This window comes from Dongia sp. P2_B8 (assembly GCF_056404715.1).
In genome coordinates, this window is record NZ_JBFUDM010000004.1 from 39122 (window position 1) to 55270 (window position 16149).

Genomic DNA, 16149 nt, shown 5'->3' on the forward strand with positions numbered 1-16149 from the left:
ATGGGCTTTACTAGATGGCGTCGAGGCCGCGCTCGCCGGTACGGATGCGGACAACTTCTTCGATATTGATGACGAAGATCTTGCCGTCGCCGATACGGCCCGTTGCCGCCGCCTGGCGGATGGCTTCGATGGCGCGTTCGACCAAGGCATCGTCCAGCACGACTTCGATCTTCATCTTGGGGAGGAAATCGACGACGTATTCAGCACCGCGATAAAGTTCGGTGTGACCCTTCTGGCGACCAAAACCCTTGGCTTCGGTTACGGTAATACCTTGGATGCCAACCTCGTGGAGGGCGTCTTTCACTTCATCCAGCTTGAACGGCTTGATGATGGCTTCAATTTTCTTCATGGGATTCCCCAATGTTGTTGCCGGTGCTTCTACTGCGCCACGACGAGGCTGCCCGCGCGATAGAGCAAGGCTCATGCCAGCGGCCAAGTCACTGAAATCGTGAAGGAAAATTTGACGGGTCGAAGAGCTGTGCCTGATCTTTAAGCGAGCTTGATTAAAAAATAGGCAACACAAAATCAGGCCCTTGAGCCCCTGGCAGCATGCGGGCAGGATCGCGTCCATGCAAAGCGAAATTCTCATCGTCGGGGCAGGCCTTGCCGGCGCGTGCGCCGCAGAAAAACTGGCGGAAGACGGTCATTCCACTCTCATTGTCGAGGCTAATACGCGTATTGGCGGACGCGGCTTTACGCGCGGCTTCGGTGGCCAGGCGCCGGCGCTGGAGTTCGGCGGCTCATGGATCACGCCCTGGCACAAACGGATGCAAGCGGCCTGCCGGCGCCACGGCATCGGTCTGGTACCCACGGTACCGGTCAGCCAGCGTTACTGGCATGACGGCAGGCTCCTGCGCAGTGATGGTCCGGTCGCGGCCGGCGAACAGGCCGCCTATGCGCGCGTCATCGCCCATATTGTCGAGGACGCCAAACGCCTGAAGGAGGGCTTCGATCATGACCGGACGGGCCGGCCGTTGTTGGGGGTCAGCTTGGACGAATACCTCGCGCGCCACGATGTGCCGGAAAGTGCCAAAGCCCAGGTAATGGCCTGGTGGGTCATCTCTGGCGCGGGCGATCCGGCCAGTGTCTCGGCGGGCGAGTTGCTGGCCTCCTGCGGCTATATCGATGGCACGCCCGAAGGCATGATGCAGGCGCTGACCCACACGCTCTCTCCAGGTGTCTCCACTCTGGTCGACCGCATGATCACGGCGTCCGGGGCCAAGTTGCAGCTCGGTTTCCCGGTGGTGCGCATCACCAGTGGGGTTGACGGCGTCACGGTGACGTCGCGCGATGGCCGCGTCTTGCGGGCCAGGGCTGCGATCGTAGCCGTCCCCGCCAACATTCTAAAAGACATCGATTTCGGCGACGCACTATCGCCTCAGCAGCAGGCAGGGGCGGCACGTGGCCATGATGGTCGCGCGGTCAAACTATGGCTGCGGTTGACGGGCGTTGCCCACGGCACGCTTGCCACTGGCGGCCTTGGCGGCCTGCAATGGCTGTTTGCACCCTATCCGGCAGAGGAGGGTGTTTCGCTGGTGGTGGGGTTTGGCCTCGATGACGGCAGTTGGTCTCCCGCGCGCCGCGCCGATGTTGCCGCTGCAGTTGCACGGCTGTTGCCTCATGCTGAACTGCTGGGGTGGGATTGGCACGACTGGTGCACGGATTCCTACGCCCGCGGCACCTGGTTGTCGACGCCGGCAACGGGTGCCGATCTTAGCCCCGAGACCTGGCGCTGCGCCGGGCGCCTGGCCTTCGCGACGTCGGACCTTGCCTCTGAAGGCGCCGGCTGGTTCGAAGGTGCCATGTCGAGCGGCGAAGCCGCTGCCGAGACCGTCGCCAGCCTGCTCTGATTCTGAAATCGAGATTGCGTGACGGGAAAGCCGCTTTGGCGGTGATCGGATCAATACTTCGTCGTGGAGCGGCCGACTTTTCCTTCGGCGAAGCGGCTGAAGCGGAATGCGTGAAGATCGAGGCTGGCTTTGCCATCAAGTGCCACCTCACTGCTGAGCTTGCCGACGATCGGCCCCATCCCGAAACCATGTCCGGTGAGGCCCGTGGCCAGGATCAGGCCCGGAATTTCGGCGACCGGGCCCAGGACTGGGATGCCGTCCGGCATCAGGTCGACATTGCCGGCCCAGCTTTCGATGGCCTGCACCCCGACGGCGGCCGGGAACAGCTTGCTCAGATTGGCAACGGCGTTGCGGACACGCGTGAGGTTGGGCGGCACAGCGGGATCACGGTCGTGGATCCAGGGTTGCAAGGCTTCCTGCCGCCAGGGTAGCCGGTGCAGCAGATCGCGGCCCGTCACCTCGTTGACATGGAACGAGGTTGCATGGCGGTTGTCCCACAGCGAGGGCAGGAACCATTGCAATGCCCGCAGCCGGTCGAGCGTGACATCGACATCGACCTTCAACTCGTCAGCGAGGTTGAGGCTGCCGTCGCCACGCTGGCGAAAGCCGATATGATGGCCGTAAAAGGCGATGTTGCTAAGGGGCGGCAGGGGATTGGTACGCGAACAGGTGAAACGTGCCACTTGCTGCGGCAGGATCAGGCCCAATCCTTTCATCACGCGAAAGGAGGATGCGCCAGCTGCCAGGATCGCGATCTTGGTCCGGATGGTGCCGGCCTCCGAGACCACGGCTGACACCGCGCCAGCCTGCCGGTCGATGCCGGTGGCACCACAGCCTTCAAAGAACAGCGCCCCTAAAGCGGTCGCCTTGCGGGCGAAGGCCGGCGACACTTTGCGTGGCTCGGCCTGGCCTTCCTTGGGACCCCATAGACCGCCGGGACCGGCATCAACCAGACCAGGGATCAGCGCGGAGATTTCCTTGGCCGTGATGACCTTCGTGTCGACGCCGTGGACCCGGTCGCGGGCGGCGCCGATTTCATAGCGCGCGATCTCCGTTTCATCGCGTGCCAGGAATAGATTGCCTTCCTGGCGCCATTCGAGATCAGCTTCCAGCTCTGTCTCCAGCCCTTGCCAAAGTTTGAGGCAGGCCAGCATCAAGGGTGTTTCGGCGGGATCCCGATCCATGGCGCGGACGAAGCCCCAGGCGCGTCCCGACTGCTGGCCGGCAATGCGGGCTTTTTCCAGCACCACCACCTTGGCGCCGCGCTTGGCCAGGTAATAAGCGGCAGCACACCCCTGAATACCGGCGCCGATGACCACGGCATCGGCTTCCATCGGCATTGTTTTCTGGTTGAACGATGACAGCACGGACATGCGCCAAGTCATAGCGAAGGTTGCCGCTGCTGTGAAGCCGTTGCCACCGGACCCTGCCGAACCTGTCGCAGCCAATCCTGACGGAGATTGCATTACCATGTCCGATGCGGCACGGTCGTGGGCAGGGGTGCGGGGAAACACATGCGCTGGAAAATCGGCCGTCAGGTGCGCGCTTGGTGCTGGCTGTGGCTCGGGCTGGCTCTGGCGGGCAGCCATGCTCTGGCCCAAGAGACGGCGCCGGATGCAGTTGCAATTTATGCGCAGGCGGACCGTGCCATGATGGCGGGCGATCCAGACTCAGCGCAGCGCGACATCATAGGCATCATGTCGCAGCAGACGGCGCCTTCCATTATCGGCGCGGGCGCCTTGCGCCTGTCACAGATAGCCCAGCTCGCCAGCAATCTGCCCGCTGCCGAACAGCCCTTGCAGGACGCACTTAAGCTGCTGCCGCCGGCAGATGGCACGGCGCAGCCGGTTCTGGCCGCCATCTATCTGCAACTGGGCGCGCTGGCCATGGCGCGCGGTGACATGGGCCGCGCGCAGCTGGCGCTGCTCAAGGGTCTCGCCATCGGCAAACGTGTCGCGACGCCGGACGACCCGCAGCTCCTGGAAGCGGAACTATCCCTGGCGATCGCCGAAATCCGGGCCATTCGCTGGGATGCGGCGGCGGCGCGCCTGGCGCAGCTGGAGCCGCGGGCCGCATCGTCGACGCCGCGGGTGGTGGCGCTCTATCAGGCGGCGGTGGGTGAGCTCAATTTCCGGCAGTACCGATACCTGCCGGCGCTGGCGGCGCAGCGGAAAGCGCGTGATCTCTTTCGCACCCTCTACGGCCCCAACCATGCCGAACTTGCGCGGGCGGAAACCTCGCTCGGCAGCAGCCTGTTCAGCGCGGGGCAGTATCAGGACGCCGAGCGCAGCTTGCAGGATGCCGTGGCGATCTATGACCGTCACCCAGACTTCTACGCGCCGGCATTGGCGACGACCCTCGTCAATCTGGGGCAGCTGTTCTATACGACCGGCCGGTCGGCCCTGGCCATGACGGCACTGACCCGGGCGGTTGAACTGGCGCGCCGCAGCGTTGGCCCGGGCAGCCAGTTGGAGGCGGCGGCGCGGCTGCATCGCGGCTTTGCCGGCTTGCGGCAGAACGATCTTGTTGCTGCGGCGGACGATCTTGCTGCCGCCATTGCCATCTGGTCGGCGCCCGCGACCCAGAACCAGCGTGCCGCCGCCGGGACGGGCGTCTGGCTGGCCGAAGTGAAACGCCGCGCTGGTGATTTCCCGGCGGCGAAAATCGCGCTCGATCAATCCGGCACGGTACTGGCGAAGATCTTTGGTGCCGACAGTTATGCCATGACCGATGTCCTGGTCGGACAGGCCGAATTGGCCATGGCGCACGCGGCCCCGGCGGACGCCGTGGCAATTCTCAAGCGTGCCTTGACGATCCGCGCCCACTGGGTCGGCAACGATCACGTCGCCACGCTGGAGGTACGCAGCCAGCTTGCCCAGGCCCTGGCAACAAGTGGCGATGTGGCCGCCGGGCGCAGCATGGCCGTGGCGGTCACAGATGTGCTGAGGCGGCGCATCGCGCTCCTGCAAGCCGCACAATCCGGGTCGATGATCGAGGAGGTGGCAGCACTCCGCCGTCTGCTTGGGCGCCATGTGCAGGTGATTGCCTTGGCGCTGCAGGGCGACCCGCCGGCGGCGGAGAAAGCAGCCCTGCTGGCGGAATCGTTTGCGGTGGCGCAGCTTGCCCGTGCGTCCGCCGCCGGAACGGCGATTGCCGGCCTGGGCCAGCGGCAGGCCCAGGCCAACCCCGCCACGGTGGCTGCTCTGCGCGACGTGCAGGAGAGTGTGCTGCGCTGGCAGATGGCGGAGCGCAGTCTCGCTGCAAGGGTGGCCGCCGCGGACGCCGGCGACAATCTTGCTGCCGCGCAGGCGGAGATTGAGCATCTCGGCCAGTCAGCGGGTGCGTTGCAGGCAGATCTGATGGCCGCGCATCCCGATCTGGCCGGCCTCGGCGTTCTGCCCTCGGTGACGCCCAGCATGATCCAGGCATCGCTGCTGCCAGGGGAGGCGTTGCTGGCCTATCTCACCCTTGAGGATCAATCCTATCTTTGGACGATATCGCAGGATCGGGTCGCGATGATTCCGATCGACCATAACGATGCCTGGCTCGCCGACCGGATCCGGGCTTTGCGCGCGACAGTCGACCCCCGCGAGGTGCAAAGCGTTTCCGACATTCGGCCGTTCGATGTAGCTGCGGCCGCTGATCTCTACGATACCCTGGTCGCGCCGGCCGCATTGCCGTCCGCGATCGCTCATCTCGTCATTGTGCCGGATGGCACGCTGCAGAGCCTACCGTTTGCGACCTTGTTGAGCCGGCATGTGGCCGAACCCAGCGACTTTGCTGAATACCGGCAACTGCCTTGGCTGATCACGGCGCGTGACCTGACATTCTTGCCGGAGATCGGGGCATTTGCGGCCTTGCGCAAATTGGTGAAACCATCAGCAGCCAAGCTGCCGTTTCTCGGCCTGGGCGACCCGGTGCTGGGCGGAGCAGCCGCGCCAGCGGATGCCAACACCCCAATCGCCGATCTCCTGCGCGGCTTGCCATCCCTACCAGAATCGGCCGATGAACTGGCTGGCTTGGCCGTCGCCCTCAAAGCTGATCCGGCGTCGGTTGTGACTGGTGCTGCCGCCACCGAGATGGCCCTGAAAGCTCTGCCGCTGCAGGATTATCGGGTCATCGCCTTTGCCACACATGGCCTGATGGCGGGCGATTTCGGCCGTCTGCGCGAACCTGGGCTGGTGCTGACACCACCGGCCGAAGGCAATGGAGAGGATGATGGCCTGCTGACGGTAGGCGAGATCGCCCAATTGAAGCTCGATGCCGACTGGGTGGTGCTGTCGGCCTGCAATACGGCTGCGGCTGACGGCTCACCCGGTGCAGAAGGCCTCTCCGGGCTGGCGCGTGCCTTCTTCTTTGCCGGGTCACGTGCGTTGCTGGTCTCGCAATGGGAGGTGCTGTCGGTGGCTGCCGTGCAATTGACCACGGGTGCCTTCGAACATTTGGCGGCAAACCCATCCATTGGGCGCGCCGCGACCTTGCGCCTCTCGATGCTCGCGCTGCTGGCCGAGGACCAGCCAGACTATCTCGCCCACCCGATCTTCTGGGCACCGTTTGAGCTGGTGGGGGAGGGTGGAGCACAGCCGTAACGCCTGCCGTCAGGGTAGCGGCGCGCCGATCGGCTGTCCCAGATCACCTTCAACCGCAAGGGTTAGATGCATCGTCGTTGCGTTGATGACGGCATCGGTCTCATAACGCACAAAATCCGGCGCACCATTGCCTCCGGACAAAACGCCGGTACGCGTCCAGTTGCCCACGTCCTGCAGGAAGACACGGTCGAGACCGTCCGCCGCATCGTCGCCCATGACGTAGAGCACGTCATCGCCGGACAAGCGCGCAACAGCTTCGGTATCCAGGATCAGATTGTTGTCGCCACCATTGCGCAGATCGAGCAGCTCGATGTTGCGCGGGCCCTGACCGTCCATCGCGGCGAGGTCGAGTTGGCCGGCCATCTGATTGTTCTCACCGAGGATTTGGAGTGCATCGAAGCCGCCCTGGCCATCCAGATTGATTGGCACGGCCTCGGCAACGCGCAACAGGTCGCTGCCACCGGTGGCGTGCAAATTGGCCGCTGGTTCAATGAGGTCGGTTTCCAGTCGCAATGTGACATCCGACCCAGCAGCGTCATGCCCAAGATAGACATAGAAATCGGGTGAGCCACTTTGCCCGCGCTCGACACCGGTCAATTGCCAATGATTAGGATCGGCGAAGGTCACGACATCATTGGGAGAATCCGTGATGATCTTGATCTGACCGTCATCGCCGGCAAGATCCCGCACATCCGCCAGGGAAAGATTGAAAGAATTGTCCTGGATGCCGCCACCAAAATCGATCGTGTCAAGGTCGGTGGCAAAGCCAGGCGGTGGCAAGGCCACAACACCATCATACCAGATGGACAAGGTGTCGAGATTTTCTGTGCTGAGGGCGGCAGGTAGTTCGATGCCGGCGGAGACGAACATCTGCACGGTTTCGCCATTCACTTGGGCCGCAAAAAGTGCTCCCGTTCGATGGACCGAGACGGACTGTGTTGTTTCGGTGATCAGCGATACATAACCAAGGGACTGCCAGGTATCGGCATCGGTCACGACCAGTTTGCCGGCGGCTGGATTTTGCTCGGTGGCAAAATCGGATGTCACCCAAAGGGTGTTGCGCGCATCCGTCACCATGGCAACGTCCGCGGCGGAAAGGATCAGCTGATCGCCAGCGACGAGATCGATGATCTCAATATTGTGGAGAGTCGGCGTCGTCGGCCCAACGAGATCGAGGATGCCGAACCCCGCAGGTGCGGCAATATAGGGTGTCAGTTGCGTGGTGATCGTATCGTCGCCCGCACCGGCGTCATAGTCGGTGAAACTGCGCCAGACCCAGGCCAACTTGTCATTACCGGACGTGCCCGTAATAGCCCCGTCAATCGGTTGCGCCAATGTATCGACGATAGCCAGGCTGACCGCAGTGCCGTCGTGTTCGGCAGTGTAAAGCGCGTAGCCGGGCCGCGCTGGATCGTCCGGTAATCTGGTCCATACAGGCAGATCGGTGAGATGAACGCTGCCGAACGCGGCGTTGACGGTCAAGGTGCCACCCCATTTCGCTACAACCGCGGCGTCAAGCAGGATCACGGGCGGGTAGCCTTCAAGAGCGAAACCGTGTGTATCGGTCACAATGAACTGCGGTACTGCCGGCACGTAGATTGAAATGCCGAGCTCTTCGATACTGGTGATCTTTTCGGGATAAAGCCGGGTGTCGATTACATATCCGCCGTCCATCAACTGCAGGACAAGCGTGTCATAGCCATCGCCACCGCTGATGTTCTGAAGGGGTGGATAGGCGCCGCCACCGACCGCCGCTGCCGTCACCGGCTGCGTCACGATGAGGATATCGTTGCCTGCACCGCCATCGAGGTCGTTCTGCCCATCATAAGCGATGATGATGTCGTTGCCGGCGTAGCCACGAAGTGTGTCGGTGTTGTTTGGATTCTCGGTGACCGTTGTGCCGATGATGATGTCGTCGCCGCTGAAATATTGCTGCAGTTCGGCGCCGGTCTGATTGCTATGCGGGCCATTTGTGGACGCATCCGCCATCCAGACGCTGCGGCCGTCGACGTAGTTCAGGAATACGTCGTGCAGAGAAACATAATAATTATAAACGTTCTGGCCGTGGTCAGGGTCATCGGCCGCCGGAAACAAGGCTTTGAGCGTTGCGAAGTCAAGCGTTGCAAAATTACCGGTGCTGTCGAGGGGCAGCAAATGCGTCATGCCGGTAAACCAGTCATCATAGGCCGGGTCCTTCAACTGGTGAACGGCGACGAGATCGGCCAGATTCAGGTTAAAGCCAAAAGATGGCGAGGAGAGGGCACTTGCAGACATCGAGACGGCACCACTCTGCGGCAGACCAGCGCCTGAGAAACCAGAACTACCGAGAAAGCCGCTACCGAATTGGCTAAAGAGAGAGGAGTGGCTGGTGGCAACATTTCCGTCTGCCGTGCCTACATCGGAAGTGTCGCGCAAGCGGCTGACCAATCTGTCGCGGCGCTCCGAATCGTCTTCGAGATTTTGGTCTGCGGTCGGAGAGGCATCACCGATTGTTGGGGTCCCTGCGGACGATGCATCAAAAGGAATGAAGCCAGCGCCACCGCTGGGCGGGGGCGGTGGTATCTCGCCGCCGGCTGCCGTCGAGAAATCCTGTGCCCCCAGCAGCAAGGCGGCGATGTCGGCCGCCAATGGGATGGCACCTTGTTCCGGCGGTTGCCCATCGCCGATTTCTGCGGCGGCAAAGAATCCGTCGATATAAAAAACCCGGCCATCGGCCAGGCGTAACACCAGATCGTCGCCCACCTGTTCGGGGGCGGCCGCCTTCAGCGCCGCCAGCAAGGCAGGATCGATAGTCGCCGCGGAAATGATCTCCTGGACCGTCGCCATTGCTGGCCTTCCGTTTCTCGCCCCTCAGCTACTAAGCACGATAACGCTAAAATTCGAGGTTCATTCCACAGAAAATCGGAGATTCCGCCAAAAGCTCACACGAAAGTAGACGTCTGGTGTGAACCATCTCATGAGGTCGCGCGACGGATACCTGACCCGGTTGTCCGGCTCCGGCCCTCTCCAATGAAGGAATTCCCATGGATCTCCGCCAAATCTACCTCAGCAAGGAGGGCCGCATCGCGCGCCTCCCATACTTCGGCTTCAGCCTGGTGCTCACCATTCCCTACATGCTGCTGGCCTACCTGCTGGCCAGCCTGTTCGGCGCGCTGGGCTCGATCCTGGTCCTCGCCAGCTACGCGCTTGTCGCCTATCCCTATTATTGCCTGATGGCCAAGCGGCTGCAGGATTTCAACCAGCCGGGCAAATGGGCAGCTGCCATCATTGGCCTTGGCCTGTTGGCAAGCTTGTTGCAGTTCGTTGCTGCTCTGCAGAGCGTGGGATACGGCGTCAGCCTGGTCCAACTTGTCATTGGCCTTGCCGTCCTGCTGATACCCGGCACGACCGGTGCCAATGAATATGGTGATCAGCCTGGCAAGCTCGTAACTGCCTGATCAGACCGAACGGTCGCCCGCTGTCGCAGACGCGCGGGCGACCCTTGCCGCCCTGGAACGGGCCCGCCATTGCATTCACCCCGGCCTTCCGGCATCGTTGCCGCGGGGACGTTCATCAGGGGGAATATGATGTCGAATTGGCAAAGCATTTATCTCAGCAGCCAGGGCCAGCTCGCGCGGCTGCCTTACTTTGGCTATTCGGTGCTGCTGGCTGTAATCTATCTCGTGGTCGCCATGCTGCTGACCATGATCTTGGGCGGGGCCGGCGTCATCGCCGCCATCATTCTCTATCTTCTGCTGGTTTTCCCGTTCTTCAATCTGATGGCCAAGCGCCTGCAGGATTTCAACAAGCCCGGGAAATGAGCCTGGGGTGTCATGGCCATTGGCGTGCTTGGCTCGCTGATGCAGCTGAGCCCGTCGCTGAGCTCGCTGGGCAGCCTGTTGAGCCTGCTGCAACTGCTCCTGGCGCTGCTCATCCTCTTCCTGCCCGGCACTGTGGGCGACAATGATTACGGCCCGCGGCCGGCCTGACGTAAAAGAAAAAGCGGCGCCATCCGAGATGGCGCCGCTTTCAAATCAGCTGCAGCAAGGATACTGACGTTTAAGCCGCCTTGCGCTTCTCGAGGAAACCGCCGATGCGTTTGATCGCCTCGCCGATATTCTCGATCGAGTTGGCGTAGGAGATGCGCAGATATCCTTCGCCAAACGAGCCGAAGCTGGTCCCGGCGATGCTGGCGACACCGGCCTCATCAAGCAGTGCCACTTCCAGCGCCTTTGACTTGAAGCCGGTCCCCTTGATGTTGGGGAAGGCGTAGAAGGCGCCATAGGGCACGATGCACGAGACGCCCGGCAGCTTGTTGAGTTCGGAGACGGTGAAGCGGCGGCGCTCGTCGAATGCCACCATCATCTTGGCAACTTCGTCCTTGGGGCCGGTGAGGGCGGCGACACCAGCCCACTGGGCCGCAGCATTGACGCAGGAATGCACGTTGATGCACAGGCGTGTCGCATGTTCGATCAGCTGCTTCGGCCAGACCGAATAGCCCATGCGCCAGCCGGTCATGGCATAGGTCTTCGACCAGCCATCCAGCATGATCAGCCGGTCGGCGATTTCCGGATATTTCAGGAAGCTGGTGTGAACCTTGCCGTCATAGAGCATCTCGGAATAGATCTCGTCCGACATGATGGCGACGTTCGGGTGCTTCTCCAGCCCCTTCACCAGCTTGTCGATCTCGTCCTTCTCGACGATGCCGCCGGTGGGATTGGCCGGCGAATTGACGATGATGAGGCGCGTCTTCGGCGTGATGCGCGAGAGCACATCCTCGGCCTTGAAGCCAAAGCCGTTCTCTTCGAGGAGCGGCAGCGGCACCGGCGTGGCGCCGGAGAACTTGATGGTCGATTCATAGATCGGGAAGCCCGGGTTCGGGTAGATGATCTCAGCACCCGGTTCGCCGAACATCATGATGGCGAAATACATGGTGACCTTGCCGCCCGGCACGATCAGCACGTTGGCGGGATCCACGGTGGTGATGCCATGGCGCTTGTTGAGGTCGTCGGCCACCGCCTGGCGCACTTCGGGAATGCCGTTGGCGGGCGTGTAGCCATGATGACCGTCGCGCAGCGCCTTGATGCCGGCTTCGACGATATGTCCCGGGGTCTGGAAATCGGGCTGGCCGATCGAGAGGGCGACGATGCTGCGCCCCTGGGCCCGGAGCGCGTTGGCGCGGGCGAGGACCTCGAAGGCGGATTCGGTCCCGAGGCGGCTCATGCCGCTGGCAAGCTGAAGCATTGGTCTGATCCCTGATAAATGAATTGCCGGCCCAGCGTCACGCGGCGACCTTGTCAGGCCGGAATGAACCGCAGTTTAGGTCCGGCGGCGGCCTCTGACAGGCTCTACGCGACGAATAGTTATACCAGGGCGACAGCAAGGGTTTTAGCCGGTTTCGGCGACGCGGCCCTGTAATCCTTGACGGGAGGGTGGGGGTCGGTTACATCGCTGCCCGCATGACCCGGACGTGATGGCGGTCGTGCCCCGGTGGCGGGTGTAGCTCAATTGGTTAGAGCGCTAGATTGTGATTCTAGAGGTTGCGGGTTCAATTCCCGTCACTCGCCCCAATCTTTTCAATAGGTTAGATTAGGATTGCCACGTGCTCGATCGAGCGCGGCTATTGGCGCAGGAACGACAGCAGCGTGAATCGCCGCCCCTTGGTCACCGGCAGGGCTTCGTGCAGCAGCGAGCATGAAAACAAGATGGCGCCGCCGGCGGGCGGGCTGTAGCGCTGCGGGCCATATTCCGGAAAGACCAGCTCGCCGCCCTCATAGTCCGGCGTATTGAGATTGAGCGTCAGGGCAAAGCGGCGGTCCGCGGTGCTGGGGCTCTGATTGTCGCGATGGCGGCGGAAATAATCGCCGCGCTCTGCCTCGTAGCAGGTGACGATGAAACGGTCGAACTTGAACTTGGTGAAGGCAAACGCCTTATCGAGTTCGGGCGCCAGGCGCCGGCCAACGACCGCCATCAGCGGCTTCAGGACCGCCTCGTCCTCGATCCTGTGATCGCGACGCCGTTTCATGGAATCGTAGGTGCGCGTAACCTCGATACCCTCGACGATCGAATGCACGGTGCCTTCTTCATGGCCCAACTGCTCCCAGCGATCCATGAGGCCGCGGCACAGTTCCGGTGAGAGAACATTGGGCACGATCAGCACGGGCGCCATCTGGTCGACGCGCGGTCCGATGGCAGCTGGCGCTGCAGCAGGCAGGTGAGAGATCGCCCAGTCAGCGATATCCGTTTGTTGCGCGACGTGCAGGACACGCTGATTGGCGTCGAGCGCCAGGGCAAAGGGGGCTGGACCTGTCACGCCAGCCATCCGGCGAAGTGCTTCTCGAATCTTGCCGTTGGTGTCGGCGAGGAGTGGAAAGTCGGTGCGGAGCCGGCGCGCTTTGGCAGCAATCTCAGCATTCGACCCGCTGGCGATCGCCAGGCGGTCCGTCCCTGCGGCGGTGAAACGGTCGCCAACGAGGCTCAGGGCTGTAATGTCGGTGTCGGACAGGTCGACAAAGACCAGCATCGGATTGCCCTTTGCGCGCTCGAGGAACCAGCGCGCCTTGCCGTCCTGGTCGGTCAGCAGGAAGTTGGGAAAGCGGTCACCTGCAGCCAGTTCCACATTTGGCAGCGGCAGAGGTAGCGTTTCCCCGGCATGCACTTCTTTCCCGACGCTCATCTAGCTTGTCACTCCTTGTCGGTGGTCTCTTTATGCCGCGCAGCCCGCGCGACGATAATCCTGCTGCTGGTGTAGGTCTGCCCCGCAGCAGCGCGCCATGCAAGGTCCACCAGCTGAGTCGGACGCACCCGACGAACCTCCGCACGCACGCGCTGCAGTGCAGCATAGAGCAATGTTCGTTTCGGGAGGTTGATGCCGGTGCGCCATGCTTTTTCGAAAATGATTGATGTCCTTGAAGTATCGACAGAAATTGTCGTGCGGGTGCGACGCTCACGGCATGTGCCAGGCCTTTCGGTTGGTTTCGCCGCGCACGTCAAAAATGGCATTTCCTTGAAAAGCCGCCGTGACTTCCGGGAAAATTTTAGCTAGGGTTCTGTCCGCTGGCTGGGGAGCCGGCGGGTTACAAGATAAGTAAGAGACCGCACGGTCCAAGTTCTGGGACGACACGAGAAGAATAAATTCGGTGGGGGAGGGACCATTTCTACGGTCCGTAAAGAGGCAGGCCTTCATTGGTCTGCCTCTTTCCATTTGGGGGTCAATAACGCATCCCGCCCTTTTGGGCCCGCAGCCAGGGCGGCTGCAGTCTGGCGATCTTCTTGTAGACCGGACAATCCTCGGCATGGGTGCCAGGCAAATAGCCGATCGACATCAGAAACTCGCCCACGATCTCGCCGCCGGTGAACACGAACTCGCGCTTGAACAGCTTCACCCATTCCACCTTGGTCAGCGGATGATGTGCGGCGAGCCAGGCCGCGAACGAGCCATGCGCCTTCTGCAGAGCCTGAATACGCTTCGCATTCTCAATGGCGGCGTCGACCTTTAACCGGTTGCGGATGATGCCGGCGTCAGCGAGCAGGCGGGCGCGCTGCTTCTCGCCATAGCGCGCCACCTTGGCAATGGCAAAGTCGCTGTAGGCAGCGCGGAACGCTGCCTGCTTCTTCAGAATGGTGAGCCACGACAGCCCGGCCTGGTTGATCTCCAGCACCAGCCGTTCGAACAGCTGGTCGTCATCGGCGATGGGGAAGCCGTAATGATGCTCATGGTAGGGGCCATGAAATTCATGACCCGGCGCGATCTGGCAATAGCTGCTCATGCCGACAGCCCCTCTTTAAGAACCAGTGACGCCGGCAAGCTGCAGGAACGAGAAACCGAACACATGAAAGGCGAGATAGGCGGCTCCCCAGATCAGGAAAGCAATCAGCGTCGTGATCAAGGCCTTCTTCAGCAACATGGGATTGCCGGGTGCGCCCGGATCGTGACCCGCATCAGGATTTTCTGAACGGCGAACGCCCCAGGGCAGCACCACGAACAGGGTCAGCCACCAGATGACCAGAAACATAAAGATTTGCGACATGATCCCTGACATATTCGGGCTCAAGCCTGCTCTAATTCAATGAGCGTCCCCAGGAAATCCTTGGGGTGCAGGAACAGGACCGGCTTGTCATGGGCGCCGATCTTCGGTTCCCCGTCGCCCAGCACCCGAGCGCCGCTTGCCTTCAACTGGTCGCGCGCAGCCAGGATATCGTCGACCTCGTAGCAGATATGATGGATGCCGCCCGCTGGATTGCGGCTGAGAAAAGCTGCAATCGGCGAGTTTTCGCCCAGCGGGTGCAGCAGTTCGATCTTGGTATTGCCCAGCTCAACGAAAACGACGCTGACACCATGCTTTGGCTGCGGCGACGGCGCCGACACCTTGGCGCCGAGGGTCGTCCGATACAGGGCGGTAGCCTGGTCAAGATCGGGCACGGCAATGGCAACATGGTTGAGGCGGCCGATCATCGAGGGTCCTTCCCAGGAAATGAGGGGGCATGATTCGGCCTGGATGGTGCGGCGCAGCGTCTTTTGGGTCAAGACAAGCTGTCAAGTGGGCGTTGGGCGCATTGCCGCAGCGCCGCCAATCTGAAAAGGTTGCTAAATTGTCGCAGAAAGCATGGCCAACCACAAATAAGTGTGGGGCCAGGGGGTGGTGGCCACTGGCGTTATTCCGAGCCATTAGCTAAAATTCGTTATCAATTCGTTAAAAATTGGAACGCGCCGGCGGGGCAGTTACAGCCCGTCTTGCTGTGGCTGCCACGAATGGAAGGTATGTAATGACCCGCAATACGGGAACCAAGCGTTATATCCACCGCCTGACTGCAACTCAGATCCTGCGGCCAGGCGCCGTCGCCTTGGCGTTTGCCTCTTTTGCCACCTTGTTGGCATCGAGCGCCTCGGCGGACGTGATCGGCAACGTCATCCTTCAGGATTATCGCGGCGCGACGGCGACGCCTGACGGCGCCCAGGATGCCAAGGCGATCTACTATCAGGATCAGGTCTCGGCCCTCGACACCGTGGCGACCGGTGAGGGTGGGGCCACCTCGATGCGCTTCCTCGACGAAACGCGTTTCGATGTCGGGCCTAACGCGATGGTGAAGCTCGACGATTTCGTGTTCGACCCGGTGAGCACGGTTGGCGCCGGCAAGATTTCGATGGCCGTTGGTGCCTTCCGCTATGTCGGCGGCAAGATGAAGAGCGATGAGAACGTCAAGCTCAGCACGCCGACCGCGACGATGACCATCCGCGGCACCGAACTGGTGATCTTCGTCGGTATCGACGGCACCACGGAAATCAACATTGTGAGCGGCGCTGTCGATGTGCAGCCCTGCGACAAGCCAGACGCCATTGCTGCCACAGCTGGTCAGCGCGTTGTCGTGCCGACGACCTGCGCGGTCAGCGTATTGGCAATCCGTCCGGTCTTCGAAGATCTCGCAGCTCTCGACGTACCCGCAGATCTTGGCGATTTCCAGACGGCCGCTGGCGGCGAAGAAGGCGGTCCGGATGGCGACGGCGGTTCCGAGCCGCCCGATCGCGATAAGGAAAAGAAAGAGCCAGCCCCGAAGAAGGATCCGCCGGCCGCTGAGCCGGGACCAGCACCGGACCCCGATGATGACGGTGAAGGCTGTGGCGGATACGCCTGTAACTGATGAACCCAGTCACGCCACAGTCACGCTATTCGTGCGGTAAGATATAGGTAGGCGATCGTTGAGCTGAATTCTAAGCGCCCCACGGATGGCGC

General features: G+C 61.9%; 15 protein-coding genes and 1 tRNA gene. 8 read left to right on the forward strand and 8 right to left on the reverse strand.

Annotation, left to right across the window (positions count from 1 at the left end; all coding sequences use genetic code 11):
- Window positions 1-10: 10 nt before the first annotated feature.
- Window positions 11-349, reverse strand: coding sequence for a P-II family nitrogen regulator (locus AC1DWZ_RS13980; protein ID WP_298684548.1), 339 nt, complete (start codon window positions 347-349; stop codon window positions 11-13).
- A 220-nt stretch (window positions 350-569) separates the two neighbouring features.
- Here AC1DWZ_RS13980 and AC1DWZ_RS13985 point away from each other — a divergent pair, with 220 nt between their 5' ends.
- On the forward strand, window positions 570-1850 hold the full coding sequence (locus AC1DWZ_RS13985; RefSeq protein ID WP_477169530.1) for a flavin monoamine oxidase family protein: 1281 nt from the start codon (window positions 570-572) through the stop codon (window positions 1848-1850).
- A 50-nt stretch (window positions 1851-1900) separates the two neighbouring features.
- Here the strand turns inward: AC1DWZ_RS13985 and AC1DWZ_RS13990 are convergent, their stop codons facing one another.
- The gene (locus AC1DWZ_RS13990; protein WP_477169531.1) at window positions 1901-3316 is read right to left on the reverse strand and encodes an NAD(P)/FAD-dependent oxidoreductase; all 1416 of its coding nucleotides are present in this window, start codon (window positions 3314-3316) and stop codon (window positions 1901-1903) included.
- Window positions 3317-3364: 48 nt separating this feature from the next.
- On the opposite strand from AC1DWZ_RS13990, the gene AC1DWZ_RS13995 reads away from it, so the two are divergent.
- The gene (locus AC1DWZ_RS13995; protein WP_477169532.1) at window positions 3365-6439 is read left to right on the forward strand and encodes a CHAT domain-containing protein; all 3075 of its coding nucleotides are present in this window, start codon (window positions 3365-3367) and stop codon (window positions 6437-6439) included.
- Window positions 6440-6448: 9 nt separating this feature from the next.
- Here the strand turns inward: AC1DWZ_RS13995 and AC1DWZ_RS14000 are convergent, their stop codons facing one another.
- Window positions 6449-9265, reverse strand: coding sequence for a hypothetical protein (locus AC1DWZ_RS14000; RefSeq protein ID WP_477169533.1), 2817 nt, complete (start codon window positions 9263-9265; stop codon window positions 6449-6451).
- 197 nt (window positions 9266-9462) lie between these two features.
- Between AC1DWZ_RS14000 and AC1DWZ_RS14005 the strand changes: the two genes are divergently transcribed.
- From AC1DWZ_RS14005 to AC1DWZ_RS14015, 3 genes are all read left to right on the forward strand, one after another.
- Window positions 9463-9876, forward strand: coding sequence for a DUF805 domain-containing protein (locus tag AC1DWZ_RS14005; protein WP_477169534.1), 414 nt, complete (start codon window positions 9463-9465; stop codon window positions 9874-9876).
- Between the two features lie 129 nt (window positions 9877-10005).
- Entirely contained in the window at window positions 10006-10239 is a 234-nt protein-coding gene (locus AC1DWZ_RS14010; RefSeq protein ID WP_477169535.1) for a DUF805 domain-containing protein, read from the forward strand.
- A 12-nt stretch (window positions 10240-10251) separates the two neighbouring features.
- Window positions 10252-10407 (forward strand): hypothetical protein, encoded by a 156-nt coding sequence (locus AC1DWZ_RS14015; protein WP_477169536.1) that lies wholly within the window; start codon window positions 10252-10254, stop codon window positions 10405-10407.
- A gap of 70 nt (window positions 10408-10477) precedes the next feature.
- On the opposite strand, the gene AC1DWZ_RS14020 is transcribed toward AC1DWZ_RS14015, so the two are convergent.
- Window positions 10478-11662 carry a pyridoxal phosphate-dependent aminotransferase gene (locus AC1DWZ_RS14020; protein ID WP_477169537.1) on the reverse strand — a complete coding sequence of 395 codons (1185 nt, stop codon included), beginning with the start codon at window positions 11660-11662 and terminating at the stop codon, window positions 10478-10480.
- A 249-nt stretch (window positions 11663-11911) separates the two neighbouring features.
- On the opposite strand from AC1DWZ_RS14020, the gene AC1DWZ_RS14025 reads away from it, so the two are divergent.
- Window positions 11912-11988 (forward strand) — tRNA-His (locus AC1DWZ_RS14025).
- Window positions 11989-12038: 50 nt separating this feature from the next.
- Here AC1DWZ_RS14025 and AC1DWZ_RS14030 read toward each other — a convergent pair.
- On the reverse strand, window positions 12039-13094 hold the full coding sequence (locus AC1DWZ_RS14030) for a 2OG-Fe(II) oxygenase (protein ID WP_477169538.1): 1056 nt from the start codon (window positions 13092-13094) through the stop codon (window positions 12039-12041).
- Between the two features lie 192 nt (window positions 13095-13286).
- Here AC1DWZ_RS14030 and AC1DWZ_RS14035 point away from each other — a divergent pair, with 192 nt between their 5' ends.
- The gene (locus tag AC1DWZ_RS14035) at window positions 13287-13463 is read left to right on the forward strand and encodes a hypothetical protein (protein ID WP_477169539.1); all 177 of its coding nucleotides are present in this window, start codon (window positions 13287-13289) and stop codon (window positions 13461-13463) included.
- A gap of 166 nt (window positions 13464-13629) precedes the next feature.
- Here the strand turns inward: AC1DWZ_RS14035 and AC1DWZ_RS14040 are convergent, their stop codons facing one another.
- From AC1DWZ_RS14040 to mce, 3 genes are read right to left on the reverse strand one after another with little or no spacing between them, the layout of a single operon-like run.
- Window positions 13630-14187 carry a DNA-3-methyladenine glycosylase I gene (locus AC1DWZ_RS14040; protein WP_477169540.1) on the reverse strand — a complete coding sequence of 186 codons (558 nt, stop codon included), beginning with the start codon at window positions 14185-14187 and terminating at the stop codon, window positions 13630-13632.
- A gap of 15 nt (window positions 14188-14202) precedes the next feature.
- Window positions 14203-14448: a DUF1467 family protein gene (locus AC1DWZ_RS14045; RefSeq protein ID WP_477169541.1), complete on the reverse strand. Its 246-nt coding sequence runs from the start codon at window positions 14446-14448 to the stop codon at window positions 14203-14205.
- A gap of 20 nt (window positions 14449-14468) precedes the next feature.
- Window positions 14469-14873 (reverse strand): methylmalonyl-CoA epimerase, encoded by a 405-nt coding sequence (gene mce / locus AC1DWZ_RS14050; protein ID WP_477169786.1) that lies wholly within the window; start codon window positions 14871-14873, stop codon window positions 14469-14471.
- 311 nt (window positions 14874-15184) lie between these two features.
- Here mce and AC1DWZ_RS14055 point away from each other — a divergent pair, with 311 nt between their 5' ends.
- Complete coding sequence (locus AC1DWZ_RS14055) at window positions 15185-16057, forward strand: FecR family protein (RefSeq protein ID WP_477169542.1); 873 nt, start codon at window positions 15185-15187, stop codon at window positions 16055-16057.
- The last annotated feature ends 92 nt before the right edge of the window (window positions 16058-16149 follow it).